Consider the following 26,998-nt stretch of genomic DNA (forward strand, 5'->3'; position numbering starts at 1 on the left):
AGGGCGACGACCTGGCCAGCGGCGGCGACGGCGACGACACGCTGCTGGGCGAGGACGGCGACGACACGCTGTTCGGCGGAGCGGGCGACGACCTGCTGAACGGCGGGGCCGGCAACGACGTGCTGTTCGCCGACGGCGGTGCGGACACGCTGTGGGGCGGCGGCGGCGCGGACCTGTTCGCCTTCGGGCGCAACTCGGGCGGGTCGGTGGTGATGGACTTCCAGGTTGGGGTCGACCGTCTGGCCTTCCACGAGGCGGGCATCGACCTCGGCGCGGTGATCCGCTCGGCCCGAGTGGAGGGCGGCAACACCACCCTCGACATCGGCTCCGGCGCCCGCATCACCATCCTCGGCCAGACCGGAAACGTCGCCGCCTGGTTCGGCTGAGGAGACATAAACACCAGACAGAACGGCGGCGGACCAGCTCAAACCCGGAGGCGGCTTTCAGGCCACCTCCGGCACCGATGGGGAGTTGGGTCCGGGGAAACCCGCCCGGTCAGTAGGACTTCGGCAGATCCAGGACATGCTCGGCGACATAGGCCAGGATCAGGTTGGTGGAGACGGGCGCCACCTGATACAGCCGGGTCTCGCGGAACTTGCGCTCCACGTCGTATTCGCTGGCGAAGCCGAAGCCGCCATGGAACTGCAGGCAGGCGTTCGCCGCCTCCCACGACGCCTTGGCGGCGAGGTACTTCGCCATGTTGGCCTGGGCGCCGCAGGGCTCCCCGGCGTCGTAGAGGCGGCAGGCCTCGAAGCGCATCAGGTTGGCGGCCTCCACCTCGATGAAGCTCTCGGCGATGGGGAACTGCACGCCCTGGTTCTGAGCGATCGGGCGGCCGAACACCTGACGGTCGCGGGTGTAGTCGCAGACCTTGTCAATGAACCAGTAGCCGTCGCCGATGCATTCCGCCGCGATCAGCACCCGTTCGGCGTTGAGGCCGGTCAGGATGTACTTGAAGCCTTGCCCCTCCTCGCCGATCAGGTTCTCCGCGGGAATTTCCAGATTGTCGAAGAACAGCTCGTTGGTCTCGTGGTTGACCATGTTGCGGATGGGCTGGACGGTCATGCCCTTCTGCATCGCCTCCTTGATGTCGACGATGAAGATCGACATGCCTTCCGACTTCTTGCGAACCTGATCGAGCGGCGTGGTGCGGGCGAGCAGGATCATCAGGTCGGAATGCTGGACGCGGGAGATCCACACCTTCTGCCCGTTGATGACGTAGCGGTCGCCCTTCTTCTCCGCCCGGGTCTTGATGCGGGTGGTGTCGGTGCCGGTGGTCGGCTCGGTGACGCCCATCGACTGGAGGCGCAGCTCGCCCGCCGCGATCTTCGGCAGGTAGCGGCGGCGCTGCTCCTCCGAGCCGTGCCGGATCAGCGTGTTCATATTGTACATCTGGCCGTGGCAGGCGCCGGAGTTGCCGCCCGAGCGGTTGATCTCCTCCATGATGACCGAGGCTTCGGTCAGGCCGAGCCCCGAGCCGCCGTATTCCTCCGGAATCAGGGCGGCCATCCAGCCGGCCTTGGTCAGCGCATCCACGAACGCCTCGGGATAACCGCGCTCCTCATCGATGCGGCGATGGTACTCGCTGGGGAATTCGGCGCAGAGCGCGCGCACGGCGTCGCGGATCTCGTCGAAGCCCTGACCGATGCTGGTCTTCATGTCTCGTCACCCTGCTTTTTTGATTGGTGCCGTGTTTCAGGCCGTGGGATTCAGGCCGTGGGGGCGCTGCGCGCCAGGATGGCCTTCGCCCGCTCGGCGACCGGGCGGTCGACCATGCGCCCGTCCACCTGTACGGCGCCCCGCCCCGCCGTCTGGGCCTCGTCCCACGCCGCGACCACGCGCCCGGCCCAGGCCACGTCGGCAGCGGAGGGGGCGAAGACGTCGCGGACGACGGGCAGCTGGGCCGGGTGGATGCACAGGGCGCCGGTCATCCCGACGGCCCGCGCCTGCGCCACCATGGCGCGGTAGGCGTCGAGGTCGCGGAACTCGGCCAGCGAGCCGGGCAGGCCGATCGCCGCGAGACCATGGGCGGCGGCGGCCAGCGCGATCTGGCGGCACGGCAGGGCGAGCAGCGCCTCGGTCGGCTCCACCCCCAGCGTCAGGGCGAAATCCTCGCTGCCCAGCGCCAGCGCCGCCACGCGCGGAACGGCGGCGATCCCGGACAGCCGCTCCAGCCCCAGCGGGCTTTCGATGAGGGCGACGAGGCCGATGGCGCCCGGCGTCAGGCCGCGCTCCGCCTCCCACTCCGCGATCATCGCGGAGAGGACGCGCAGCGCCCCGGCGTCCTCGGCCTTGGGCACGACCAGGGCGGCCACGCCGGGGCGCACCGCGGCCTCCAGGTCGGCGACGGCGTCGCGCCAGCCGCTGTTGATCCGCACCAGCACCGGCATGTCCAGCCCGTGGAGCCGGTCGATCGGCGCGGGGAGACCGCGGCGGGCCTCCGGCTTGCTGGCGGGCAGGACCGCGTCCTCAAGGTCGAGGATGAGGGCGTCCGCCCCGCGCTGGTGGGCCTTCTCCAGCAGCTTGGCGTTGTCGGCGGGGACGAAGAGGTAGGATCGGTACGGCAGGGACATCAGACGCCTCCTCCAACCGTGCCGCGATGCGCCGTCGTCATGACCGTTCGGCCTCCAGCTCGGCGGACATGGCGACGAAGCCCTCGTGGTCGGTCACCCACAGCGTGGCGCCGGTTTCGGTCGGGGCGCCGCACAGGGTCAGCGGATGGATGTCGAACAGCGGCCGCTTCGCCCGGAAGCGGAAACCGGTCACCCGCGCCCCCGGATTCTCGCGCAGGAACAGATCCATCAGCATGGTGGCGCTGAGCGGGCCGTGGAACACCAGCCCCGGATAGCCCTCGACGTCGCGGCAATAGTCGCGGTCGTAATGGATGCGGTGGCCGTTGAAGGTCAGGGCCGAATAGCGGAACAGCAGCACCGGGTCGGGCTGGATGCGCCGCTGCCATACCGCCTCGCCCGCCGGACGCTCGCCAGGGACGGGGGCGTCGCCGGGCTTGGCGGCCTCGCGGTAGACGATGTCGTGGAATTCGGTGATGGCGACGCCGACGGCGGTGCTGATCTCGTGCCGGACCTTCACGAAGACCATCCGGCCCGACCGGCCCTCCTTCGGGGTGACCTCCTCGATGGTCGAGCGGCGGGTGATCGCCTCGCCGCTGCGGATCGGCCGGTGGAAGGTCAGCGTGTCGCCGGCCCACATGCGGCGGGGCAGCTCCACCGGCGGCAGGAAGCCGCCCTTGTGCGGATGGCCGTCCTCGGCGATGTCGCGCTGCAGCGCCTTGGGCAGGAAATACAGCCAATGCCCGAGCGGCGGCACCTCGCCGGCCGGCCAGGGCGGGTTGTCGTGGTCGAGCATCGCCGCCAGCCCAGTCAGCGCCGCCGGCGCCGCGACGTCCTCGGCGCTTTCCGACCGGCCGATCCAGTCGCGCAAATGATCCATGGTCATGCTCCCCCCTGTTGTTCAGAGATTTCACGCCGGACGGCGTCGGTGTGCTGGCCCAGCGCCGGAACGGCGCCGGAGGCGTAGGGTCGGCCGCGCACCTGCACCGGCGGCGCCACCACGTCGACCGGTCCGCCCGGCGTCTCGGCGGTCACGCGGCGCAGCTGCGCGTGGGTGGACAGGTCGGCCACCTCGTTCAGCGAGCCGAAGGCGGTGCGCGCGCGGTTCAGGCGGCGCACCGCCTCGGCGTGGTCCATGGTTTGGAAGATGGCGGCGACGAGCGCGTCCAGCTCCGGCCGGTTGGCGACGCGGCGGTTGTTGGTCGAGAAGCGCTCGTCCGTCGCCAGCTCCGGCCGCAGCAGCACGTCGGCGCAGAAGGCCACCCATTCGCGCTCGTTCTGGATCGACAGCACCACCTGCCGGCCGTCGGCCAGGGCGAAGGCGGAATAGGGGGCGATGCTCGGGTGCATCAGCCCGACCCGCCCCGGCGCCTTGCCGCCATGGTCGTGGTGCATCAGCGGCACCATCATCCACTCCGCCAGTGAATCGAACAGCGACACGGCCACCGCCGACCCCTCACCGCTGCGCTCGCGCTCCAGCAGCGCCTGGAGGACGCCGGTGTAGGCGTTCATGCCGCAGGCGATGTCGGCCACCGACACGCCGACGCGCCCCGGCTGGTCCGGCGACCCGGTGATGGAGGCCAGCCCGGTCTCGCTCTGCACCAGCAGGTCGTAGGCCTTCATGTCGCGGTAGGGGCCGTCGTCGCCGTAGCCGGAGATGTCGCAGGTGATCAACCGGGGATGGCGCCGCCGCAGCGCGTCCGAGCCGAAGCCGGCCCGCTCCGCCGCACCGGGCGCCAGATTCTGCACGAAGACGTCGGCGCGGGCGATCAGCCGCTCCAGCAACTCGGCGTCCTCGGGCGTCTTGATGTCGAGGACGACCGACTCCTTGCCCCGGTTGAGCCAGACGAAATAGGAACTCTGCCCGTGGACCACGGCGTCGTAGCCGCGGGCGAAGTCGCCCTCCGGCCGTTCGATCTTGATGACCCGCGCCCCGGCGTCGGCGAGCCGCGATGTGCAGAGCGGTGCCGCCACCGCCTGCTCCAGCGAGACGACCAGCCGTCCTGACAGAGGTCCAGCCAGAGGTAAAGTCATTCTGCGAAGCCTCCGCTGTGGGCCAGGGCCGATTATCCGTGACCGCGATGGTAAACAGCCGGACCGGCCCCGATCCAATACAGATGGGGCATGCATCGCATAACGAAGCGCTATGAGGCCGAGGCGGCTACGAGGACGCCGCTTCTTCGTCCAGCAGCAGGGTGCCGGGCCAGTCGCCGCCGCCGACCAGATCGCGCACCACCCGCAGGAAGGTCTCGCGCACCGCCGCCGCGGCCTCGGTCACCGGGGCGCCGCGGGGACGGCAGAGATGGACCGAGCGGCGCAGCGACGGCGACACGATCAGCCGGGCGGAGACCTGGTCCGTCCGCCATTCCTCCATCACCGCCGAGATCGGCAGGACCGAATAGCCCACCCCCTTGGCGACCAGCGCCTTGATCTGGGGGAGCCCGTTGATCTCCACCGCCACGGTGACGATCGTGCAGGTCTCGCGCGCCACCCGTTCGATGCGGTCGCGCAGATTGTGCGGGCGGCTCGGCAGGATCAGGTCCTTGCCGGCCAGTTCGTCGAAGGCGATCTCGCCATCGTCACCGCCCGGCGGCCCGATCAGGTAGAGATCCTCGCGCACCAGCGATTCGGCCAGCAGCGTGCGCGACCGCGTCACGTCGTAGATGCAGCCGAAATCCAGCCGGTCGTCGTTCAGCCATTCCAGGATCGTCCCGCTGAAGGACTCGACCACCCGCAGCGACACCTGCGGCAGCTCGGCGCGGACCGCCTGCACCAGGGGAACCGCCGCCACCAGCGCCACCGAGGAGGTAAAGCCGACGGTCACCAGCCCGCTCGGCGTGCCCGAGCAGTTGCGCACCTGCTCGGTCGCCTGGGCGACGTGGCGCAGGATGATCTCCGCGTGCTCGTACAGCCGGGTGCCGGCGGCGGTCGGCTTGACCCCATGGACGCCACGGGTCAGCAGCTTGACCCCGAGGCCCGCCTCCAGATTGCGGATGTTGTGGCTGAGGGCCGGTTGGGCGACGTTCAGCTTCTGAGCCGCGGCCGTGAAGGAGCCTTCATCGACGATGCCGATGAAATACCGCAACTGACGCAGATCCAACGCTCACCTTCCTTTGCCCGGCCCTTTGCCTGCGGGAGCGACACTCCCCCGCCTCGGCCAATCATGTCGGTGCGCCGCAAGCGGATCAAGGCGGGTGGATGAGGAAGCGCCGGGCAAACCCGGTTCAACCATCCGCGGGGCCACTGCGTTCCATTGACCCGTTTCATAAGACTTATCAGAGACCGGCGGGTAATCACCGGACCGGCACGGCCTAGTTTTTCCCCATCCGCACAAGCGGATGAGCCGTCCGCACGCCCGCGCCCCGCCCCGCGGGGCCGGGATTACAGCCAGGAAGGGAAGAGGATTCCACCGATGCACTATTCCGGCGACCTCGACATGACGCGGCGCGGCCTCCTGCTTGGGACCGCCGCCACCGCCGCGCTGACGGCGGCGCCGTTCCGGGCGCCGGCGCGGGCGGCCACCGTTGGAGAGACCGCCATGCCACCCCCCGCGACCGAAGCCGACGCGTCCACTCTGTCGCCCGTCCTGTCCAAGGTCACTTTCACCGTGAACGGGCAGCGCCGCGACCTCGAACTCGACACGCGGACGACCTTGCTCGACGCGCTGCGCGAGCATCTGCACCTCACCGGCACCAAGAAGGGCTGCGACCACGGCCAGTGCGGCGCCTGCACGGTTATCGTGGACGGGCAGCGGATCAATTCCTGCCTGTCGCTCGCCGTGATGCACGAGGGCGGCAGCGTCACCACCATCGAAGGGCTGGGCCTGCCCGGCAAGCTGCACCCCATGCAGGCGGCCTTCGTCGAGCATGACGGATACCAGTGCGGCTACTGCACGCCGGGCCAGATCTGTTCGGCGGTGGCCATGCTGGACGAGATCAAGGCCGGCGTGCCCAGCCACGTCACCGCCGACCTGAACGCCGCACCCCAAGCCACTGCAGACGAGTACCGCGAGCGGATGAGCGGCAACATCTGTCGCTGCGGCGCCTATTCCAACATCGTCGATGCGATCTCGGACGTCGCACGGAGGGAGGCATGAGACCCTTCACCTACGAGCGGGTGGACTCCCCCGCCGCCGCAGCCGCCGCGGTCGAACGCCGGCCCGGCGCCAAATTCATCGCGGGCGGCACCAACCTGCTCGACCTCATGAAGCTGGAGATCGAAACGCCGACCCATCTGATCGACGTCAACGGGCTGACGCTCGACAGCGTGGAGGCGACGCCGGACGGCGGGCTGCGCATCGGCGCGCTGGTGCGCAACACGGCGCTGGCCGCCGACCAACGGGTGCGGCGTGACTACGGCGTGCTGTCGCGGGCTCTGCTCGCCGGGGCGTCGGGCCAACTGCGCAACAAGGCGACGACGGCGGGCAACCTGCTCCAGCGCACGCGCTGCCCCTATTTCTACGATACCAACCAGCCCTGCAACAAACGCCAGCCGGGCAGCGGCTGCGCCGCCATCGGCGGCTACAGCCGGCAGCTCGCCGTCGTCGGGTCGAGCGACGCCTGCATCGCCACCCACCCCAGCGACATGGCCGTCGCCATGCGCGCGCTGGACGCCACGGTGGAGACGGTGCGGGCCGACGGGACGACGCGGAGCATTCCCATCGCGGAGTTCCACCGGCTGCCCGGCGACACGCCGCACATCGAGACGGAGCTGGTGCCCGGCGAGCTCATCACCGCGGTGACGCTGCCCAAGCCGGTCGGCGGCACCCACCTCTACCGCAAGGTGCGCGACCGCGCGTCCTACGCCTTCGCCCTGATCTCCGTCGCGGCGGTGGTGCAGCGCGACGGCAGCGGCCGGGTGGCGGTGGGCGGCGTGGCGCACAAGCCGTGGCGCGTCGAGGCCGCCGAGGCCGAGATGCCGCGCGGCGCCAAGGCGGTGACCGCTAGGCTGCTGGCCGATGCGAAGCCGACGCACGACAACGCCTTCAAGCTGACCTTGGTCGAGCGGACGCTCGCCTCGGTGCTGGCCGAAGCGAAAGGGTGAGACATGAAGTTCGACACTCCCGCGACCACCAACCCGATCGACCAGCTGAAGGTGGTGGGCAAGCCGACCGACCGCATCGACGGTCCGCTGAAGACGACGGGAAAAGCCACCTACGCCTATGAATGGCACGACGTGGCGCCGAACGTCGCCTATGGCTGGGTCATCGGCTCGGGCATCGCCAAGGGGCGCATCGCGTCCATGGATTTGGAGGCGGCGCGAAAGGCCCCCGGCGTCGTCGCCATCGTCACGGCGGAGAACGCCGGCTCCCTCGACAAAGGCAAACGCAACGCCGCGCCCCTGCTCGGCGGGCCGGAGATCGAACATTACCAGCAGGCCGTCGCCCTGGTGGTGGCGGAGACCTTCGAGCAGGCCCGCACCGCGGCGGGGCTGGTGCGCATCGACTACACCCCGACGGATGGCGCCTATGATCTGGCCGCGGCCAAGGACAAGGCGGAGAAGACCAAGGACGGCGATTCGGTGGTCGGTGATTTCGCGGGGGCCTTCGCGGCGGCTCCCGTGACGCTCGACGAGACCTACACCACGCCGGACGAAAGCCACGCGATGATGGAGCCGCACGCGACCATCGCCGCCTGGGAGGGCGATCGGCTGACCGTCTGGACCTCCAACCAGATGATCGACTGGATGGTCACCGACCTGTCGGCGACGCTGAAGATGCCGAAGGACAAGGTGCGCGTCATCTCCCCCTTCATCGGGGGCGGCTTCGGCGGGAAGCTGTTCCTGCGCGCCGACGCGCTGCTGGCGGCGCTCGGCGCGCGGGAGGCCGGGCGGCCGGTCAAGGTCGGACTGTCGCGGCCCCTGATGATGAACAACACCACCCACCGCCCCGCCACCATCCAGCGCATCCGCATCGGCGCCACGCCGGACGGCACGATCACCGCCATCGCCCATGAAAGCTGGTCGGGCAACCTGCCCGGCGGCTCGGAGGAGACGGCGACCGACCAGACGCGGCTGCTCTACGCCGGGGCGAACCGCCTGATCGGCAATCGCATCGCCACGCTCGACCTGCCCGAGGGCAACGCCATGCGCGCGCCGGGCGAGGCGTCGGGCATGATGGCGCTGGAGGTCGCGATGGACGAGATGGCGGAGAAGCTGGGCATGGACCCGGTGGAATTCCGCATCCGCAACGACACCCAGACCGACCCCGCCGATCCCAACCGGGCCTTCTCGCAGCGCCAGCTCGTGCAATGCCTGCGCCTGGGGGCGGAGCGGTTCGGCTGGGCCAAACGCAACCCGAAGCCGGGACAGGTGCGCGACGGGCGCTGGCTGGTCGGGCTGGGGATGGCGGCGGCCTTCCGCAACAACCTGCTGACCAAGTCGGCGGCGCGGGTGCGGCTGGACCAGCGTGGGATCGTGACGGTCGAAACCGACATGACCGACATCGGCACCGGCAGCTACACCATCATCGCCCAGACCGCGGCGGAGATGATGGGGGTGGGTCTGGACAAGGTGGCGGTGCGGCTCGGCGATTCGAGCTTCCCGGTGTCCGCCGGGTCGGGCGGCCAATGGGGCGCCAACAACGCCACCGCCGGGGTCTACGCCGCCTGCGTGAAGCTGCGCGAGGCGGTGGCGCAGAAACTGGGGGTCAACTCCGCCGACGCGCAGTTCGTGGACGGGCAGGTCGTCGCCGGCAACCGCAAGATCCCGCTGACCGAAGCGGCGGGCGCCGACGGCCTGTCCGCCGAGGACGGCATCGAATACGGCGACCTCGACAAGAAATACCAGCAGTCGACCTTCGGCGCCCATTACGTGGAAGCCGCGGTGGACGCGGCGACCGGCGAGATCCGTGTGCGGCGGATGCTGGCGGTCTGTGCGGCGGGCCGCATCCTGAACCCGAAGTCGGCGCGCAGTCAGGTGATCGGCGCCATGACCATGGGCGTCGGCGCCGCGCTGATGGAGGAACTGGCGCTCGACAAACGGACGGGCTTCTTCGTCAACCACGACCTCGCCGGTTACGAGGTGCCGGTCCACGCCGACATCCCGCATCAGGAGGTGATCTTCCTGGACGAGGCCGACCCGATCTCCTCGCCGATGAAGGCCAAGGGGGTGGGCGAGTTGGGACTGTGCGGGGTGGGGGCGGCGGTCGCCAACGCGGTCCACAACGCGACGGGCCTGCGGGTGCGCGAGTACCCGATCACGCTCGACAAGTTCCTGGACCGGTTGCCGGCGGTGGGGTGAGGGAGAGGGGGAAGGGCTTTATGGGTGGGGAAACCCCGCAACGCCGCCGTGCCGACGCTGGTGCGGCGCAGCCCAGGCCTTATATTGGAGGGCCATGCGCACCCTCCTCCTCGCCCTTTGCGGCATCCTCGCCGCCGCGCCCGGCTGGGCCGCCGGCCTGCACCATGACCTGACCGTCACGCTGGACCCCGCCGCGCGGCGGCTGGAGGTGGAGGACCGGCTGCGCCTGCCCGCCGGGACGCACCGGCTCCGGCTGGCGCCGGGGCTGGTGGTCGGCGAAGCACGGCTCGACGGCGCGCCGGTCGCGGTGCGCGGCAACGCCCTGCCGGTGACCGTGCCGGAGGGTGGGGGCGAATTGCGTCTGCGCTACGCCGGGACCCTGCCGCCCCTGACGCCGGAAGCGCGCGGCGGGGGAGGCGGAGCGGAGGGTGCCTATCTGCCTGCCGGCACCGGATGGATTCCGACTCCCGAAAGCGGCGCGGCGGAGCCGCCCTCCTGGCGCCTGTCGGTCCGCGTGCCGGGGCCTTTCGTCGCGGTGGCGACGGGACGTCTGGTGGAGGAGACGCGCGATGGTGCCAGCTACACCGCGACCTTCGCGGAGGAGCGCAGGGTCGAGGAGCCGTCGCTCTTCGCCGGACCGTGGCAGGTGACGGAGCGGATGCATAACGGATTGCGCCTGCGCACCTACTTCCATCCGGAACAGGCCCCGCTGGCCGACGAGTATCTGGACCTCAGCGCCCGGACCATCGACGCGCAGGCGGCGCGGATCGGCGCCTACCCCTTCGCCGGATTCGCGATCCTCTCGGCCCCGCTGCCGGTCGGTCTGGGCTTTCCGGGGCTGACCTACATCGGGCGTTCGGTGATGCCGCTGCCCTTCATCCGCGCCCAGTCGCTGCCCCACGAGATCCTGCACAACTGGTGGGGCAACGGGGTGCGCGTCGGCGAGGGCGGGAACTGGCCCGGAAATTGGTCGGAGGGGCTGACCACCTTCATGGCCGACTACGCGGCGGCCGAGGCGCGCGGAGAGGACGCGGCGCGGGCGATGCGGCTGGACTGGCTGCGCGACTACGCCGCCCTGCCGGCGGAGCGCGATTCCGCCCTGATCGATTTCCGGGCCAAGGTCCACGACGCCGCCCAGATTGTCGGCTACGGCAAGGCGGCGATGCTGTTCCATATGCTGCGCGCCGAGATCGGGGCGGAGGCCTTCGACGCGGGCATCCGCCGCTTCTGGGAGGAGAAACGCTTCCAGGATGCGGGGTGGGGCGACCTGCGACACGCCTTCGCGGAGGCGTCGGGGCGCGACCTCGACCCCTTCTTCGCGCAGTGGCTGACCCGCGTCGGGGCGCCGACGCTGGAACTGGTAGCGACGAAGGCCGACGGCGACGGGGTGGCGCTGACCCTGCGCCAGGGCCAGCCGGCCTACGGCCTGACTGTTCCGGTGGAGGTGCAAACCGCGGCGGGAGTGGAGCGCCTTGCCGTCCGCCTCGACGGACGCGAAACGACCGTGACGATCCCGATTGCCGCCGCACCGCGGGCGCTGGCGGTCGATCCGGGCTTCGGCCTGTTCCGCCGTCTGGCGCCGGGGGAGGCGCCGCCGACCCTGCGCGACGTGACACTGGACCACGCGGCCACCACCGTCATCGCCGCCGCCGACGGCCCCGCGGCGGAGGCCGCCCGCGCGCTGGCCGAGCGGCTGGCGGACGGCACGCCGCGGATCGCCACTGCTGACCGCATTGATCCCGCTGCTCCGCTCGCCGTGATCGGGACGGCGGGGGAGGTGAACCGGCTGCTGGTCCGGCTCGGCCTGCCGCCGCTGCCGGACAGCCTCAAGGGGCGCGGGACGGCGCGGGTTTGGACCGCGCGCACGCCGCAGGGCCGCCCGCTGCTGGCGGTGGCGGCGGACGACGCGGCGGCGCTCCAGGCGCTGCTGCGCCCGCTGCCCCATTACGGGCGGCAGAGCTGGCTGGTCTTCGAGGGCGCCCGCGCCGTGGACCGCGGCGTCTGGCCCGCCGGCGACAGCCCGCTGCGTGTGTCTTTCGAGTAGCCTCGCCCGCCCGGCAGCTGTCCATGGAGCATACCCCGCCTTTGCCTGTTGTAGGGGAAACGGCGCGCGATGCGCGCGTTCTGCGGGAGAATGCACATGTCTCGGATGACGAAGACTTTCCTCGGAACCCTGGCCGGCCTCGGCGTGGCGGCGGCGCTGGCCCTGCCCGCGGCGGCGGCCCCCGGCGACATCCACACGGTGACCGGCGAGAAGGTGAACCTGCGCGCGGCCCCCTCTGACAACGCCTCGGTCCGCTCCACGGTCACCCGCGGCGACGAGGTGATCGAGCTGAAGCAGGAGGGCAACTGGATCGGCGTGCGCTCGATGCGCACCGGCGAGGAGGGCTGGGTCTTCGGCGACCTCGTGAAGCGGCAGACGCCGAGCACGCTGGGCGGCGCGTCCTCCGCGGCGTCGGACGCCGGGTTCGGGCGCATCTCCTCGGGATTCGACGGGCTGCTGGCCGGCATCAACAACCAGCTCGGCTACCGTTTCGCGGAGCGGGTGGAGCAGTCGGGCAACGGCGCGCTGCGCGTCATCCCGACCCAGGAATGGCTCTACAACACCAGCCGCGAGGCCAAGATCTACGCGGCGCTGGCGCTCTACGAGATGTGGAAGAACCACAACAACGGGCGTCCGGTGAGCGTGGCACTGGGTTCCCCCGGCTCCTCCGCCATCGCCATCGAGGATTCGGGGCGTGGGCCGGAGCTGTCGCTGCCCATGATGGGCGCCTCGAAGTAAAGGGGCTTCGCGGCGGGGAGGGCATGACGCCGTCCCGCCGCGCCCCATTCTTGATCCGCATCAACGCCAGCGCTCCCCGCCGCCGTCCAAATGCCGCTGTGGCAGGCCGAAGGGGCGGGGACGATGAAGTACGTCGATGAATTCCGGGACGCGGCGCTGGCCCGCGGCATCGCCACCGCCATCGCGCGGGAGGCGGCGAGCGGGCGGACCTATCACCTGATGGAGTTCTGCGGCGGCCACACCCACGCGGTGTCCCGTTACGGCATTCCCGACCTGCTGCCGGACAACGTGCGGATGATCCATGGGCCGGGCTGCCCGGTCTGCGTCCTGCCGGTGGGGCGGATCGACGACGCCATCGCCATCGCGCGCCAGCCCGGCGTGATCCTGTGCACCTACGGCGACGTGCTGCGCGTGCCGGGATCGGGGCGGGTCAGCTTGCTGAAGGCGAAGGCCGAGGGGGCGGACGTGCGGATGGTCCTGTCGACCCTGGACGCTCTGCGCATCGCCGAGGAGAATCCGGACCGCGAGGTGGTCTTCCTCGCCATCGGCTTCGAGACGACCACGCCGCCGACCGCGGTGGCCGTCCACGCCGCCCAGGCCAAGGGCCTGAGGAATTTCAGCGTCTTCTGCAACCACGTCCTGACCCCCGCGGCCATCCGGGGCATCATGGACAGCCCGGAGGTGCGGAGCATGGGCACGCTGCCGCTCGACGGCATCGTCGGGCCGGCGCACGTCTCCGTGGTCATCGGCAGCCGTCCTTACGAATTCGTGGCTGAGGCCTACCACAAGCCGGTGGTGATCGCCGGGTTCGAACCGCTGGACGTGCTCCAGGCCATCCTGATGCTGATCCGGCAGGCGAACGAGGGGCGGGCGGTTGTGGAGAACCAGTTCACCCGCGCGGTGACCCCGGACGGCAACCGGAAGGCCCAGGGGATCGTCGCCGACACCTTCGACGTGCGCCCCAGCTTCGAGTGGCGGGGCCTCGGCTCCCTCCCCGACAGCGGCCTGTGCTTGAGGGAGTGCTTCGCCGCCTTCGACGCGGAGCGGCGCTTCGCCGTACCGGGCCGCGCGGTGCCCGACCACAAGGGCTGCGAGTGCGGCGACATCCTGCGCGGCGTGAAGAAACCCAGCGATTGCAAGCTGTTCGGCACGGTCTGCACCCCGGAGAATCCGATGGGCTCCTGCATGGTGTCGGCGGAAGGGGGCTGTGCTGCCCATTACACCTATGGGCGCTTCCGCGACCACCGATAGGCGGTGCCGTAACCGTTGGTTTCAACCGCGAACGGTTTGTCACGAAATATTTCGGCGGGGAAGCTATTCGCCCATTGCACGGCTAACCTTTTGCGGGGGTTCGGAGGAGGCTGATAGGTTCGTTCCCGAACAAAAGAACAGGAGGGGACTTCCCGCATGAAACGCCGTTCATTCCTCGCCAGCGCCGGTGTCGGCGTCGCGGCCAGCACTCTGGCGGCTCCGGCCATCGCGCAGAGCACCCCGGAAGTGCATTGGCGCCTCGCTTCCAGCTTTCCGAAGAGCCTGGACACCATCTATGGCGCCGCCGACGTGATTTCACGCCGCGTCGCCGCCATCACCGACAACAAATTCACGATCCGCCCCTTTGCCGCCGGTGAGATCGTCCCCGGCCTCCAGGTGCTCGACGCCGTGCAGAACGGCACGGTCGAGTGCGGCCACACCGCCAGCTATTACTATGTCGGCAAGGACCCGACCTTCACCTTCGATTCGACGGTGCCGTTCGGCCTCAACGCCCGCCAGCAGAACGCCTGGATTCTCCAGGGCGGCGGCATGGAACTGCTGCGCGACTTCTTCAAGGGCTACAACGTCGTCAATTTCCCGGCGGGCAACACCGGCACCCAGATGGGCGGCTGGTTCCGCAAGGAGATCAAGACGGTCCAGGACCTGAGCGGCCTGAAGTTCCGCATCGGCGGCTTCGCCGGGCAGGTGCTGACCAAGCTGGGCGTCGTGCCGCAGCAGATCGCCGGCGGCGACATCTACCCGTCGCTGGAAAAGGGCACCATCGACGCCGCCGAGTGGATCGGCCCCTACGACGACGAGAAGCTGGGCTTCAACAAGGTCGCCAAGTACTACTATTACCCCGGCTGGTGGGAAGGCGGCCTGAACGTGTCGCTTCTGGTCAACCAGCAGAAGTGGGAAGAGCTGCCGAAGCCCTATCAGGCGGCGCTGGAAGCGGCCTGCTTCGAGGCGCTGGCCATCATGAACGCCAAGTACGACTCCGACAACCCCGCCGCCCTGAAGCGTCTGGTCGCCGGCGGCGCCCAGCTCCGTCCCTTCCCGCGCGAGGTGATGGAGGCCTGCTACAAGGCGGCCTACGAACTGTACGACGAGACGGCCAAGAACAATCCGAAGTTCGCCAAGATCTACGAGCCGTGGAAGAAGTTCCGCGACGAGGAGTATCTGTGGTTCCGCGTCGCCGAGAACAGCTTCGATAACTTCACCTTCACCGCCGGCCAGCGCCGCTGATGAGGGCGCGGTGCGGCGCGTTGGCGCGCCGCACCGTTTCGGCCGCTATTGGGCGGCCAGTTTCTGGGACAGACGTTGCAGATCCTGCGACGCGCGGTCGGCGATGCGCTGGGCGGCCACCAGCGTGTCCGTCAGATTGCCGACGTCCGGCGCGATCTCGCCCGCGGCGTCGGACATCTCGTCCAGGGCCTTCACCGCGGTGTCGATCAGGCGGATGACCAGCCCCGCGGGGCCGTCGGCGTTGTCATACCCAGCCATTCCAAAATCTCCATGGTTGCGCAACCCAGCCCGAACGACACGGGAAGGAGTTTCCATGGAGGGGGCGGCGCGCGCAAGCCGCTTGTTGCGGCGCACACGCTCCCGCCCTGGCCGGCGTCAGTGGATGCCTGGCGCTTCCTGCCCGGTGCTCGCAACATATTCGGTGTAGCCGCCGCCGTACTGGTGGATGCCCTCCGGCGTCAGCTCCAGCACCCGGTTCGACAGGGCCGCCAGGAAATGCCGGTCGTGCGAGACGAACAGCATGGTGCCCTCATAGGCGCCCAGCGCCGAAATCAGCATCTGCTTGGTGTCGAGGTCGAGGTGGTTGGTCGGCTCGTCCAGCACCAGGAAGTTGGGCGGGTTGAACAGCATGATCGCCATGACCAGCCGGGCCTTCTCGCCGCCGGACAGCACGCGGCACTTCTTCTCCACATCGTCGCCGGAGAAGCCGAAGCAGCCGGCGAGTGCGCGCAATGCTCCCTGGCTCGCCTGCGGGAAGGAGGTCTCCAGCGATTCGAAGATCGTCTTGTCGCCGTCCAGCAGGTCCATGGCGTGCTGGGAGAAATAGCCCATGCGCACGCTGCCGCCGACCGCGACGGTGCCGCTGTCCGGCTCGGTCGCGCCGGCCACCAGCTTGAGCAGCGTCGATTTGCCGGCGCCGTTGACGCCCATGACGCACCAGCGCTCCTTGCGGCGGATCGTCAGGTCCAGCCCCTCGTAGATGGTCCGGCTGCCATAGCCCTTGTGCACGTTCTTCAGCACCGCGACGTCGTCGCCGGAGCGCGGGGCCGGCGGGAAGTCGAAGGTCACGATCTGGCGGCGCTTGGGCGGCTCGAAGCGCTCGATCTTGTCGAGCTTCTTCACCCGGCTCTGGACCTGGCTGGCGTGGGAGGCGCGGGCCTTGAAGCGCTCGATGAACTTCAGTTCCTTGGCCAGCATGGCCTGCTGGCGCTCGAACTGCGCCTCCTGCTGCTTCTCGCGCAGCGCCCGCTGGCGCTCGTAGAAGCCGTAGTCGCCGGAGTAGCTGGTCAGCGACCCGCTGTCGATCTCGATGATCTTGTTGACGATGCGGTTCATGAACTCGCGGTCGTGCGAGGTCATCAGCAGGGCGCCCTCGAAGCCCTTCAGGAAGCCTTCCAGCCAGATCAGGCTTTCGATGTCCAGATGGTTGCTCGGCTCGTCGAGCAGCATGACCTCGGGCCGCATCAGCAGGATGCGGGCCAGCGCCACGCGCATCTTCCAGCCGCCGGACAGCTTCCCGACGTCCATGTCCATCATCTCCTGGCTGAAGCTGAGGCCGGCGAGCACCTCGCGCGCCTTGCCCTCCAGCTCGTAGCCGCCCAGCTCGTCGAAGCGGGCCTGGACCTCGCCGTAGCGCTCGATGATGGCGTCTATCTCGTCGGCGCGGTCGGGGTCGGCCATGGCGGCTTCCAGCTCGGCCAGTTCCGCGGCGACGGTGCTGACCGGGCCGGCGCCGTCCATCACCTCGGCGACGGCGGAGCGGCCGGACATTTCGCCGACGTCCTGGTTGAAGTAGCCGATGGTCGCCTGCTTCTCGATCGCCACCTGACCGGTGTCCGGCAAATCCTCGCCGGTGATCATGCGGAACAGCGTCGTCTTGCCCGCCCCGTTGGGACCGACCAGCCCGATCTTTTCGCCCCGGTTCAACGCCGCCGATGCTTCGAGGAAGAGGATTCGGTGACCATTCTGCTTGCTGATGTTGTCGAAGCGGATCATGTGCGGCTGCGTTCCTGCGGCGTTGTTCCCATGGCGTGGCGGGGGCTCTTATGCCACAGGATGTGCGGTGCGATGGAGTCCAGATCGGCGCCATGCGAAAATCGCATTCGGGAAACAGGTCGATGGAAGGAATCGCCGTTATGGGGCGTCCGCCGCAGGTTTGGGACTATTGGCGCCCCACCGGCAGCGGCGGCGGCATCGTCGAGCTGGGAACGGTGCGCGGCCGCGACGTGGCCCTGCCGGTGCATTTCCATCGTGAGGACCAGCTGACCTTCGTCCTGGCGGGGTGGCGGCGTTTCGTCATTGCGGGCGAGCTGCGCGAGGCCGGTCCCGGCGAGGGTGTGCACATCCCGGCGGGAACGCCGCACCGCTCGCTGTGCGGGGCCGACGAGGTCGTCTGCGTCAACCTCTACACGCCGCCCGGCCTGTACGCCGCGCCGGAGGCGATCGCCGGGCTGGCCCGGCACTGGCGCCGGTCGGGCGGGCTGGGCTGGCCCGACCTGACGCGGATCACCGAGGACCACCGCCGCTCCATCGGGACCGGGGTGGAGCCCGCATCCGCGTTCACGGGGGGCGAGGCGTGGGACAGCGTCGGCGACGCGGCCCGCCGCGCCGGGATGAGCCGCGAGGGCTACACCCGCCGGTTCCGCAAGCACCACGGCGTCCCACCCCACGCCTTCCAGCTTCAGGAGCGGCTGAACGACGCGCGGCTGCTGCTCCGCGCCGGGGAGCCCATCGCGGCGGTTGCGGCGGACACCGGATTCACCGACCAGAGCCATATGGGGCGCTGCTTCCGCCGTGCCTTCGGCGTGACGCCGGGCCGCTACCGCGCCGGGTAGGTCACATCCGTACCAGACCGCCGCCGCGCCGCCTGCTACCCATCCGGCATTCACCCACAGCCAATCTTGGGAGCATGGCATGTCCATCGCAGTGTCCGCCGTCTCGTACCTTCTGGTGGTCGGCGCTGGGGTCAGCGTCGCGTTGCAACAGGTCCTCAACGCCAACCTCAGGGCCGACCTCGGCTCGCCCTGGTGGGCGGGCTTCGTCAGCTACGTCGTCGGCATGCTGGCGATGCTGGCGGTGGCACTCCTCGCGCCGGGTCCCCGCCTTGCCGAAGCGGTGGGCGGGGTGGGGTCGTGGGTGACCTGGACCGGCGGGCTGTTCGGCGCGCTGTTCATCGGGACCGCCATCCTGATGGTGCCCCGCCTGGGGGCGGCGACGGTGCTGGCGCTGATCGTGGTCGGCCAGATGCTCGGCTCGCTCGCCTTCGACCATGTCGGTCTGCTCGGTCTGCCTCAGCAGCCGATAAGCCCGACCCGGCTGGCTGGCGCCGCCTCCCTGATCCTCGGCGTCGTCCTGATCCGGCTGTAGCGCACCTAAGCGGTACGGTGCAGGGCGAAGCCCGACGCGCCGGGGGCTTCCAACTCCGGGCGGAGTTCAAGGCTGGGGATGGCGTAATCGCCGCCGTTCTGACGGCGGAAGGGGATCGGCGCCGTCGTCTCCAGCGTCCGCATCCGCTCTCGCAATTGCTCCGCCGTCTGTGCGAAGCCGGTCTCGTCGAAGCGGTCCACCCGGTAGGCGACGAAGGGCGGCAGCACGTCGTAGCCGGGGTAGTGCAGGATGCCGTGGTTGATCGGGAACAGCAGGTCGTCGATCGGGCCGTTGATGCCGCGCGGCGCGTAATGCTCGGCCCAGCCGCCCGTCGTCACCACCAGCATGGCGCGCTTGCCGGCGAAGCGGCCCTCGCCGTAGCGGTCGCCCCAGCGCCGGTCGCTGTGCTCGCCGACGCCATAGGCGAGGCCGTAAGCGTAGACGCGGTCGACCCAGCCCTTGAGGATCGCCGGCATGGTGAACCACCAGAGCGGAAATTGCAGGATCAGCGCGTCGGCCCACAGCAGCTTTTCCTGCTCGGCCTTGACGTCCGCGGTCAGCGCGTCGGCGGCGAAGGCGGCGCCGGAGGCGGCGGCCACCTTCAGGCGCTCGCCGCCGCCGAGGGTGGGGAAGTCGGCGTGGTCCACCGCCGCCTTCCAGTTCATGGCGTAGAGGTCGGAGACCCGCACGGCGTGGCCCTGCGCCTCAAGCTCCGCGACGGCGGCATCGCGCAGGGCGGCGTTGAGGGAGCGGGGATCGGGATGGGCGAAGACGATCAGCACATTCATCGCAGGCACCTGTTCGCTTGAAGCACGTGCGACTCAAGCTAGGCGGATGGCGATTGATCCGGTAGACAGGGGGTATGGATAGGATACTGCCGTAAAATGGATCAATCGCCCGCGAACGTCACGCTGGACCGCATGCGGACCTTCGTCCGCGTCGCCGAGCGGGGAAGCCTGTCAGCGGTGGCGCGCGAGATGGCCATCGGCCAGTCCAGCGTCACCCGGCACATCCGCGAGTTGGAGGAGGCGCTGGGCGTCGCCCTGTTCAGCCGCACCACGCGCCGCGTCGCCCTGACCGCGGAGGGCGAGCGCTACTACGCCAACGCCGTCCAGATCCTGCGCCTCGTCGAGCAGGCGGGCGACGAGGCGCGCGACACCGGCCGCGCCTCGGCCGGGACGGTGCGCGTGTCCTGCACGGCGGCGCTCGGCGTCCGGCACATCAGCCGGTTGATCTTCGCCTTCCAGGACCGCCACCCGGACATCGCCGTCGATCTCGGCCTGACCGACGAGCGCATCGACCTCGTGCGCGACGGCGTGGACATCGCCATCCGGCTCGGCCCGCTCGCCGACAGTTCGCTGAAGCGGCGGGCGCTCGGGCAGAGCCGGCGTGCCCTCGTCGGGGCGCCGGCCTGTCTGGAGCGGCACGGCTGGCCGACGACGCCGGCCGACCTCGCGGGGTTCGAGGGTGTGCGCATGTCGAACATCGCGGGGAGCGACCGGCTGACGCTCGAAGGGCCGGACGGCGCCCTTCACGCCGTGTCCCTGGGGGGACGGCTGCGGGTCGATCACGGCCTTGCCGCGCGCGAAGCCTATCTCGCCGGCCGCGGCATCGGCCCGGCCCATGTCTGGCTGGTGGACGATCTGCTCGCCGACGGCCGCCTGGAGCTTCTCCTGCCGGACCACGCGCCGCCCGCCGTGCCGCTCAACCTGCTGATCGTGCCGGAACGGGCCGGCATCGCGCGGGTCCGGCTGCTGGTGGAGTTCCTGGCGGAAACGGTCGCGACCATCCCCGGGATCAAGCGGTCGTCCCGGGGATAGCCGCCCGGGGATCGCCGCCCGAGGAGAGCCGATAGGGTGATTACGGGGCCGCCCTCTCGGTCACCGCCTCTTTTCTGACCGCCAGGCTGCGGCGCGGCAGGCGCAGGCGCCCGTTGAGGACGAGGTGAGCGACGAGGCCGATCAGCAAGCCCCAGAACGCCCCGCCGATGCCGAGCAGCTTGATGTTGGCGGCGGACGCCAGGAAGGTGATCAGCGCCGCCTCGCGGGAGGCCGGGTCGGCCATCGCCCCGGCCAGGCTGCCGCCGATGGTGCCGAGCAGCGCCAGACCGGCGAGCGCGGTGATGAAGGTTGCGGGAAACGCCATGAAGACGGCGGCCAGCGTCACCCCGAACACGCCGACGAGCACGTAGAAGACGCCCGCCGCGATCCCGGCGATCCAGCGCTTGGCCGGGTCCTCGTGCGCTTCCTTGCCGGTGGCGATGGCGGCGGTGATGGCGGCGATGTTGAAGGCGTGGGAGCCGAACGGGGCCATGAGCAGCGAGCCGAGGCCGGTCACGGTCACGATGGGGTTGGCGCTCGTCTTGAAGCCGTCGTTCCGCAGGACCAGCATCCCCGGCATGTACTGGCCGGACAGCGTGATCAGGAACAGCGGCAGCGCGACGGACAGCAGCGCGTTCAGCGAGAAGTCCGGCGCGGTGAAGACCGGGGCGGCGAACTCCAGCGACAGCCCCGACAGATCGACGCGGCCCTGAGTCAGCAGGAAGGCCAGCCCGAGGACGAGGATGCCGACCACGGCGTAGCGGGCGGAGAACCGCTTCAGCGCGACATAGGCGACGATCAGCAGGCCGACCAGCAGCGGATCGACGCTGGCCCCGCCGAACGCCCCGATGCCGAAGGGGAGCAGGATGCCGGCGAGAAGGCCGGAGGTGATGCCGGGCGGGATCAGCCGGATGACCTTCTCGAAGCAGCCCGACAGGCCGAGCGCGACGAAGGCCGCCGCCGAGATCATGTAAGCGCCGACCGCCTCGGCGTGGGGCGTCGTCGCCAGCGCGGTGACGAGGAACGCCGCGGCCGGGGTGGACCAGGCGGTGATGATCGGTTCGCGATGGCGCCAGCTCAGGAACAGCCCGGTCAGCCCGACGCCGATGGAGACCGACCAGACCCAGGAGGCGGTGAGGTCGGGGCCGAGGCCCGCGACCTTCGCCGCCTGGAAGACCAGGATGAAGGTGCCGCCGTAATTGACGATGACGGAGATCAGGCCCGCCACGACGGGGTGGGTGAGGTCGTCGAGGCGGATGGGAGCGGAATTGGGTGGCATGGTTGCGTGGGACCTCCGGACGGTTCGGGCCGCAAGGGCGATGAGCGGCCTTGACAGCTACCCGACCAATGGCCTGATGTGCCCATCCGCTTTATCGAAGAAGGCCAGACCAATTGTTCCGGCATTCCCAGCTCGAGTCCGTGAAGGCGTGGATCGCCAACCCCGCCCACGCGGCCATGCCGCTCCACGCGCGGATTCAGCGGGCCGTCCGGCAGCTCATCGTCGACGGCGCGCTCGGGCCGGGCAAGCCGCTGCCCGCCTCGCGCGCGCTCGCCGCGTCGCTGGGGGTGTCCCGCGACACGATCGAGGCGGCCTACGCCCAGCTTCACGCCGAAGGTTTCATCGACCGGCGCGTCGGCAGCGGCAGCTTCGTCGCGGAGATCACCGAGTTCACCCCGGGCCGCCGCCGGCCCCGGCGCGACACGCTCCCGAGCGATCAGGCGCCCGCTCTCAGCCGGCGCGGCGCCGCCGTGTTCGAGGCGGGCGGGGTGCGCGAGATGCCCGCGCCGCGGCCCTTCGCCCATGGCGTTCCGGAAACCCGGACCTTTCCGCTCGCGCTCTGGGAGCGGCTGGAACGGCAGGTGCGCAAGGAGGTCGGCGCGCAAAGCCTGTTCCACGGCGATCCGCAGGGGACCGAACCGCTGCGCCGCGCCATCGCCGATTATGTGAACCTGGAACGCGGCGCGCGCGCCACCGCCGACCGCGTCCTGGTGCTGACCAGCTCGCAACAGGCCATGGCGCTCTGCGCGAGCATGCTGCTCGATCCTGGCGACGGGATTTTCCTGGAGGACCCGGCCTATTACGGGGCGCGCAAGGCGTTCGAGGCGGCAGGGCTGGACTGCGTTCCGATCCGCGTCGACCGGCAGGGCATCGTCGTCGATCACATCCTGGCCGAGCCGCAGCGGGCGAAGGCGGTGTTCCTGACGCCGTCCCACCAGTTCCCGACCGGCGCGACGCTGGCGCTGGACCGCCGTCTGGCCCTGATCGAGTGGGCGGCCCGGCATCGGGCCTGGATCATCGAGGACGACTACGACAGCGAGTTCCGCTACACGGGCAAGCCGACGGCCTGTGTGCAGGGGCTCGATCCGCACGGCCGGACCATCTACATCGGCACCTTCACCAAATCGCTCTTTCCCGGATTGCGGATCGGCTACGCCGTGCTGCCGCCCCAACTCGTGAAGCCGATGACCGTCGCGCGCACCCTGCTGGATGGCCACACGGCGCCGATGGCCCAACTCACGCTGGCCCGCTTCATGGAGGGCGGGCATTTCGGGGCGCATGTGCGGACCATGCGCGGCGTCTACGCCGAGCGCCTCGACGCGCTGGCGGGCCTCGTCGCCAAGCACCTGTCGGATTTCGTCGAGCCGCAGGTTCCCATCGGCGGCCTGCAGATGCCCTGCCTGCTGACCGGCGACCTGACGGAGCGCGCCGCCGTCGATGCGGCGCGGCGGGCCGGGATCGAACTGCTCGGCCTGTCGGCGCTGCACGCCGCCGGCGACGGCAAGGCCGGCTTCCTGATGGGTTTCGCGGCCTACACGCCTTTCGAAATCGAGGTGGCGGTCAGAAAGCTGGAGAAGGCGCTTCGCGCGGCGACGAAGCCATAGCATGGCGCGGGCGCGCGGCATCGGATGAATTGGTCTGGGTGGGTGTCTGAGAGTGGCTGGGTATGGCGGGCCATTTTCCTGCTATCGAAGAGCCGACCAATCCTTGATGTTTCCCATTTGGGAAGGGAAGGCGACCCATGCACAAGACAGCGGTGGCGATCCGGCACGTCCATTTTGAAGACCTCGGCATCTTCGGCGCGGTGCTGTCGGATGCCGGCTACACGGTGCGTTATCACGATCTCGACGCGGCCCCCTTCGCGACGCTCGACCCGCTGGAGCCGGATCTGCTGATCGTCCTCGGCGGTCCCGTCGGGGTCTATGACAGCGACGCCTATCCGTATCTCGCCGAGGAGGCATCCCTCCTGGAGGCGAGGCTGGCCGCGGGGCGCCCGACGCTCGGCATCTGCCTCGGGGCGCAGCAGATCGCCACGGCGCTCGGCGCTGCGGTGCGCCCCATGGGCCACAAGGAAATCGGCTTCGGCCCGCTCACGCTGACCGATGACGGACGGGCCGGGCCGCTTCGCCATCTGGAGGGCGTTCCGGTGCTCCACTGGCACGGGGACGCCTTCCAGATCCCCGCCGGGGCGGAGAGCTTGGCGTCGACGCCGCTCTGCGCAACCCAGGGGTTCGCGGTTGGCCGCCATGCGCTGGCCCTGCAATTCCATCCGGAGGTCGATGTGGCTGCCGGCATCGAGCGATGGCTGACGGGCCATGCCGCCGAATTGGCGGGGGCCGGCATCGACCCGCGCGTGCTGCGTGGCCAAGCGGCGCGGATCGGCCCGGAACTGCGCGAGGCCGCGCAAAAAATGCTGGCCGAGTGGCTTCAGGGTGTGGCCTGACCCTGTGCGGCGAGGCGGGATGAGATTTTCACCGATCTGCACGACGCTGCCGATCTGTGGCACAGTCCGCTCCGACGAGCCGCCTCACAGGGAAGTTGAATGAACGACGCAGCAAGGAACATGCTGATCGACGGCATGGAGCGTTGGAGCGCCTTCATCGAAGCGAACGCCTCCTGGGCGGAGGTGATCTTCTTCCTGTGCGCCTTCGCGGAGTCCCTGGCCTTCGTCGGGTTCGTGGTGCCGGGCGTGGTGCTGATCGCCGCGGGAGGCGCGCTGGTCGCCTCCGGTGCCCTCGGTTTCTGGCAGGTCTACGTCGCCCTCGCGCTGGGCGCGGTGCTGGGGGACGCCGTGTCCTACTGGCTCGGCCGGGTGTTCGGCGATCGTGTCCCGGTCGTCTGGCCGTTCCGCCAGCGGCCCGAGCTTCTGGAGCGGGGCAGCCGCTTCTTCCTGCGCCACGGTGGCAAGAGTGTGTTCCTCGCCCGCTTCCTTGGCCCGCTGCGGCCGGTGGTGCCGATCACCGCCGGGATGATGGCGATGCCCCACCACAGCTTTCAGACCGCCAACCTGCTGTCCGCGGTGATCTGGGTGCCCCTGATGATGGCGCCCGGCATCGCCATCGCGAAGGGCGTCGGCATCGAAGACCTCCTGTCCGGCGCCAGGGCGACGCCGACGGTCACCCGGAACGGGGGCGACGCGCCCTGCGTTCTGGCGCCGCCGATTTCCGGCGAACCGTTGCGGTGCTAACCGCCCTCAGGCGCATTTGGAATAGCCGCAATTGAGGCAGCTGTCGCAGCCTTCCTGCCGGATCAGGCCGGGCTGGCCGCATTTCGGGCATTGCCGGAGGGCGGCCGTGTCCGGCCCGGCGTGCCCGGTGTGGGGTGGCGCGGTCAGCGCCCCATCTTTGGCCCCGTCGTCGGGCAGCAGGCCGATGGCCTTGAGGTGCCGTTCGATCACGTCGCCGATGGCTGCCAGAAGGGACGGGACGTAGCGGCCCTGCATCCAGGCGCCGCCGCGCGGGTCGAACACCGCCTTCAATTCCTCCACCACGAAGCCGACCTCGCCGCCGCGGCGGAACACCGCGGAGATCATCCGCGTCAGCGCCACCGTCCAGGCGTAATGCTCCATGTTCTTGGAGTTGATGAAGACCTCGAAGGGCCGGCGGCGGCCGTCCTCCACGATGTCGTTGATGGTGATGTACATGGCGTGGTCGCTGTCCGGCCAGCGCACCTTGTAGGTTTCCCCCGGCAGGGTCTCCGGACGGTCGGGCGGCTTGGCCATCGGAACGGGAGGCGAGGCCGCCCCTTCCTTCTTCACTGACAGGACGGAGCCGGTGACCGCGTTCGGGCGGTAGGTGGTGCAGCCCTTGCAACCCAGCTCGTAGGCCTGCCAATAGACGTCCTTGAAGGCGTCGAAGGGCAGGTCCTCCGGGCAGTTGATGGTCTTGGAGATGGAGCTGTCCACATGGCGCTGGGCCGCCGCCTGCATCACCACATGCTCCGCCGGGGTCAGGGACTGCGCGTCCACGAACCAGTCGGGCAGGGGGGCGTCGCTGCCGAACCGCGCGCGGAACAGGCGGTAGGCGTGGTCGCTCACCTCCTCCGTGCGGCGGGTGCCGTCGGGCATCAGGACGGTGCGCTCGTAGCTGTAGGAGAAGACCGGCTCGATCCCCGACGACACGTTGTCGGCGAACAGCGAGATCGTGCCCGTCGGCGCGATGGAGGTCAGAAGGGCGTTGCGGATGCCATGCTCGGCGATCAGGGCGCGCACGTCCTCGTCCAGCCCGCGCACCATCGGGGCGTTCGGATAGGCGTCGCGGTCGTAGAGCGGGAAGACGCCCTTCTCCGCGGCGAGCAGGGCGGAAGCGCGGTAGGCCTCGTTGCGGATGACCCTCAGCCAGGACTCGGTCAGCGCCACCGCCGCCTCGCCGCCGTAGCGCGTGCGGCAGAGGATCAGCGCGTCGGCCAGCCCGGTGACGCCCAGCCCGATGCGGCGCTTGGCGTGGGCCTCCCGCGCCTGCGGTTCCAATGGGAAGCGCGAGGCGTCGACCACATTGTCCATCATCCGCACGGCGAGCGCCGTCAGCTCCTTCAGCCGGTCGGTATCGAGCCGGGCCGTCTCCTCGAACGGGTCGAGCACCAGGGCGGCGAGGTTGATCGAGCCGAGCAGGCAGGCGCCGTAGGGGGGCAGCGGCTGCTCGCCGCAGGGGTTGGTGGCGGAGATGGACTCGCAATAGCTCAGGTTGTTCTGCCCGTTCACCCGGTCGATGAAGATGACGCCCGGCTCCGCATAGGCGTAGGTGGCCTGCATGATGCGGTCCCACAGGCCGCGGGCCCGCACCTCGCGGTGGACCTGCCCGTCGAAAACCAGCGGCCAGGGCCGGTCCTCGCGCACGGCGTCCATGAAGGCGTCGGTGACCAGGACCGACAGGTTGAACATGCGCAGCCGGCCGGGCTCGCGCTTGGCGTCGATGAAATCCTCGATGTCGGGATGGTCGCAGCGCAGGGTCGCCATCATCGCGCCGCGCCGGGCGCCCGCCGACATGATGGTCCGGCACATGCTGTCCCACACGTCCATGAAAGACAGCGGGCCGGAGGCGTCGGCGCCGACGCCCTTCACGAGGGCGCCCTTGGGCCGCAGGGTGGAGAAGTCGTAGCCGATGCCACCGCCCTGCTGCATGGTCAGCGCCGCTTCGCGCAGATGGGCGAAGATGGCGCCGAGGTCGTCCTCGATCCGTCCCATGACGAAGCAGTTGAACAGCGTCACCGTCCGCCCGGTGCCGGCCCCGGCCAGGATGCGCCCGGCGGGCAGGAACTCGAAACGGGACAGCGCCCGCTCGAAGCGCGGCGCCCAGACCTGAGGATCGGACTCGGGCGCGGCGAGCGCCGTGGCAACGCGGCGCCAGGTGTCGGCGACGGTCTGGTCGATGGGATCGCCCGCGGCGGACTTGAAGCGGTACTTCATGTCCCAGATCCGCTGGGAAATGGTGGCGATCCCCGTCATGCG

General features: G+C 69.9%; 23 protein-coding genes and 1 pseudogene. 14 read left to right on the forward strand and 10 right to left on the reverse strand.

Features of this window, described 5'->3' with window-relative positions; translation table 11 throughout:
- Nucleotides 1–386: pseudogene (locus DS837_RS33070) on the forward strand (calcium-binding protein); the annotation flags it as partial.
- Nucleotides 387–495: 109 nt separating this feature from the next.
- Here DS837_RS33070 and DS837_RS12880 read toward each other — a convergent pair.
- The 5 genes from DS837_RS12880 to DS837_RS12900 all read right to left on the reverse strand — a co-directional run bounded on the left by DS837_RS12880 (nucleotide 496) and on the right by DS837_RS12900 (nucleotide 5,670).
- Nucleotides 496–1,659 (reverse strand): acyl-CoA dehydrogenase family protein, encoded by a 1,164-nt coding sequence (locus tag DS837_RS12880; RefSeq protein WP_149165124.1) that lies wholly within the window; start codon nucleotides 1,657–1,659, stop codon nucleotides 496–498.
- A gap of 50 nt (nucleotides 1,660–1,709) precedes the next feature.
- Nucleotides 1,710–2,573: an HpcH/HpaI aldolase/citrate lyase family protein gene (locus DS837_RS12885; protein WP_149165125.1), complete on the reverse strand. Its 864-nt coding sequence runs from the start codon at nucleotides 2,571–2,573 to the stop codon at nucleotides 1,710–1,712.
- Nucleotides 2,574–2,610: 37 nt separating this feature from the next.
- Nucleotides 2,611–3,450: an HTD2 family dehydratase gene (locus DS837_RS12890; RefSeq protein WP_149165126.1), complete on the reverse strand. Its 840-nt coding sequence runs from the start codon at nucleotides 3,448–3,450 to the stop codon at nucleotides 2,611–2,613.
- A 2-nt stretch (nucleotides 3,451–3,452) separates the two neighbouring features.
- The gene (locus DS837_RS12895) at nucleotides 3,453–4,604 is read right to left on the reverse strand and encodes a CaiB/BaiF CoA transferase family protein (protein ID WP_149165127.1); all 1,152 of its coding nucleotides are present in this window, start codon (nucleotides 4,602–4,604) and stop codon (nucleotides 3,453–3,455) included.
- Between the two features lie 127 nt (nucleotides 4,605–4,731).
- The gene (locus DS837_RS12900) at nucleotides 4,732–5,670 is read right to left on the reverse strand and encodes a LysR family transcriptional regulator (protein WP_149165128.1); all 939 of its coding nucleotides are present in this window, start codon (nucleotides 5,668–5,670) and stop codon (nucleotides 4,732–4,734) included.
- Nucleotides 5,671–5,982: 312 nt separating this feature from the next.
- On the opposite strand from DS837_RS12900, the gene paoA reads away from it, so the two are divergent.
- The 7 genes from paoA to DS837_RS12935 all read left to right on the forward strand — a co-directional run bounded on the left by paoA (nucleotide 5,983) and on the right by DS837_RS12935 (nucleotide 15,087).
- Nucleotides 5,983–6,666 (forward strand): aldehyde dehydrogenase iron-sulfur subunit PaoA, encoded by a 684-nt coding sequence (gene paoA / locus DS837_RS12905; protein ID WP_149165129.1) that lies wholly within the window; start codon nucleotides 5,983–5,985, stop codon nucleotides 6,664–6,666.
- Entirely contained in the window at nucleotides 6,663–7,613 is a 951-nt protein-coding gene (locus DS837_RS12910; RefSeq protein WP_149165130.1) for an FAD binding domain-containing protein, read from the forward strand. The genes paoA and DS837_RS12910 overlap by 4 nt, the downstream gene beginning before the upstream one ends.
- Nucleotides 7,614–7,616: 3 nt before the next feature.
- Nucleotides 7,617–9,809 carry an aldehyde oxidoreductase molybdenum-binding subunit PaoC gene (paoC, locus tag DS837_RS12915; protein WP_149165131.1) on the forward strand — a complete coding sequence of 731 codons (2,193 nt, stop codon included), beginning with the start codon at nucleotides 7,617–7,619 and terminating at the stop codon, nucleotides 9,807–9,809.
- A 94-nt stretch (nucleotides 9,810–9,903) separates the two neighbouring features.
- Nucleotides 9,904–11,853 (forward strand): M1 family metallopeptidase, encoded by a 1,950-nt coding sequence (locus tag DS837_RS12920; RefSeq protein ID WP_149165132.1) that lies wholly within the window; start codon nucleotides 9,904–9,906, stop codon nucleotides 11,851–11,853.
- Between the two features lie 96 nt (nucleotides 11,854–11,949).
- Nucleotides 11,950–12,591 carry an SH3 domain-containing protein gene (locus tag DS837_RS12925; RefSeq protein WP_149165133.1) on the forward strand — a complete coding sequence of 214 codons (642 nt, stop codon included), beginning with the start codon at nucleotides 11,950–11,952 and terminating at the stop codon, nucleotides 12,589–12,591.
- A gap of 123 nt (nucleotides 12,592–12,714) precedes the next feature.
- Nucleotides 12,715–13,842 (forward strand): hydrogenase formation protein HypD, encoded by a 1,128-nt coding sequence (gene hypD, locus DS837_RS12930; protein ID WP_149165134.1) that lies wholly within the window; start codon nucleotides 12,715–12,717, stop codon nucleotides 13,840–13,842.
- Nucleotides 13,843–13,998: 156 nt separating this feature from the next.
- The gene (locus DS837_RS12935) at nucleotides 13,999–15,087 is read left to right on the forward strand and encodes a TRAP transporter substrate-binding protein (protein ID WP_145627260.1); all 1,089 of its coding nucleotides are present in this window, start codon (nucleotides 13,999–14,001) and stop codon (nucleotides 15,085–15,087) included.
- 45 nt (nucleotides 15,088–15,132) lie between these two features.
- Here the strand turns inward: DS837_RS12935 and DS837_RS12940 are convergent, their stop codons facing one another.
- Nucleotides 15,133–15,345, reverse strand: coding sequence for a hypothetical protein (locus DS837_RS12940; protein WP_149165135.1), 213 nt, complete (start codon nucleotides 15,343–15,345; stop codon nucleotides 15,133–15,135).
- A gap of 117 nt (nucleotides 15,346–15,462) precedes the next feature.
- Nucleotides 15,463–17,082, reverse strand: coding sequence for an ABC-F family ATP-binding cassette domain-containing protein (locus tag DS837_RS12945; protein ID WP_149165136.1), 1,620 nt, complete (start codon nucleotides 17,080–17,082; stop codon nucleotides 15,463–15,465).
- Between the two features lie 122 nt (nucleotides 17,083–17,204).
- Here DS837_RS12945 and DS837_RS12950 point away from each other — a divergent pair, with 122 nt between their 5' ends.
- On the forward strand, nucleotides 17,205–17,921 hold the full coding sequence (locus DS837_RS12950; protein WP_247889909.1) for a helix-turn-helix domain-containing protein: 717 nt from the start codon (nucleotides 17,205–17,207) through the stop codon (nucleotides 17,919–17,921).
- Nucleotides 17,922–18,000: 79 nt separating this feature from the next.
- Nucleotides 18,001–18,453 (forward strand): DMT family transporter, encoded by a 453-nt coding sequence (locus tag DS837_RS12955; protein ID WP_040135038.1) that lies wholly within the window; start codon nucleotides 18,001–18,003, stop codon nucleotides 18,451–18,453.
- 5 nt (nucleotides 18,454–18,458) lie between these two features.
- On the opposite strand, the gene DS837_RS12960 is transcribed toward DS837_RS12955, so the two are convergent.
- On the reverse strand, nucleotides 18,459–19,241 hold the full coding sequence (locus DS837_RS12960) for an NAD(P)H-dependent oxidoreductase (protein WP_149165138.1): 783 nt from the start codon (nucleotides 19,239–19,241) through the stop codon (nucleotides 18,459–18,461).
- 96 nt (nucleotides 19,242–19,337) lie between these two features.
- Here DS837_RS12960 and DS837_RS12965 point away from each other — a divergent pair, with 96 nt between their 5' ends.
- Nucleotides 19,338–20,273 carry a LysR family transcriptional regulator gene (locus DS837_RS12965; protein ID WP_149165139.1) on the forward strand — a complete coding sequence of 312 codons (936 nt, stop codon included), beginning with the start codon at nucleotides 19,338–19,340 and terminating at the stop codon, nucleotides 20,271–20,273.
- A 40-nt stretch (nucleotides 20,274–20,313) separates the two neighbouring features.
- Here the strand turns inward: DS837_RS12965 and DS837_RS12970 are convergent, their stop codons facing one another.
- Nucleotides 20,314–21,552 (reverse strand): benzoate/H(+) symporter BenE family transporter, encoded by a 1,239-nt coding sequence (locus DS837_RS12970; RefSeq protein WP_149165140.1) that lies wholly within the window; start codon nucleotides 21,550–21,552, stop codon nucleotides 20,314–20,316.
- A gap of 113 nt (nucleotides 21,553–21,665) precedes the next feature.
- Here DS837_RS12970 and pdxR point away from each other — a divergent pair, with 113 nt between their 5' ends.
- The 3 genes from pdxR to DS837_RS12985 all read left to right on the forward strand — a co-directional run bounded on the left by pdxR (nucleotide 21,666) and on the right by DS837_RS12985 (nucleotide 24,739).
- Nucleotides 21,666–23,156 carry a MocR-like pyridoxine biosynthesis transcription factor PdxR gene (gene pdxR / locus DS837_RS12975; RefSeq protein WP_149165141.1) on the forward strand — a complete coding sequence of 497 codons (1,491 nt, stop codon included), beginning with the start codon at nucleotides 21,666–21,668 and terminating at the stop codon, nucleotides 23,154–23,156.
- A 137-nt stretch (nucleotides 23,157–23,293) separates the two neighbouring features.
- Nucleotides 23,294–23,995, forward strand: coding sequence for a glutamine amidotransferase (locus tag DS837_RS12980; protein WP_149165142.1), 702 nt, complete (start codon nucleotides 23,294–23,296; stop codon nucleotides 23,993–23,995).
- A 99-nt stretch (nucleotides 23,996–24,094) separates the two neighbouring features.
- Nucleotides 24,095–24,739 carry a DedA family protein gene (locus tag DS837_RS12985; protein WP_247889910.1) on the forward strand — a complete coding sequence of 215 codons (645 nt, stop codon included), beginning with the start codon at nucleotides 24,095–24,097 and terminating at the stop codon, nucleotides 24,737–24,739.
- A gap of 6 nt (nucleotides 24,740–24,745) precedes the next feature.
- Here the strand turns inward: DS837_RS12985 and DS837_RS12990 are convergent, their stop codons facing one another.
- Nucleotides 24,746–26,995 (reverse strand): adenosylcobalamin-dependent ribonucleoside-diphosphate reductase, encoded by a 2,250-nt coding sequence (locus tag DS837_RS12990; RefSeq protein WP_149165143.1) that lies wholly within the window; start codon nucleotides 26,993–26,995, stop codon nucleotides 24,746–24,748.
- Nucleotides 26,996–26,998: the final 3 nt, after the last annotated feature.

It is taken from the genome of Azospirillum brasilense, assembly GCF_008365405.1.
Classification (GTDB): domain Bacteria; phylum Pseudomonadota; class Alphaproteobacteria; order Azospirillales; family Azospirillaceae; genus Azospirillum; species Azospirillum brasilense_D.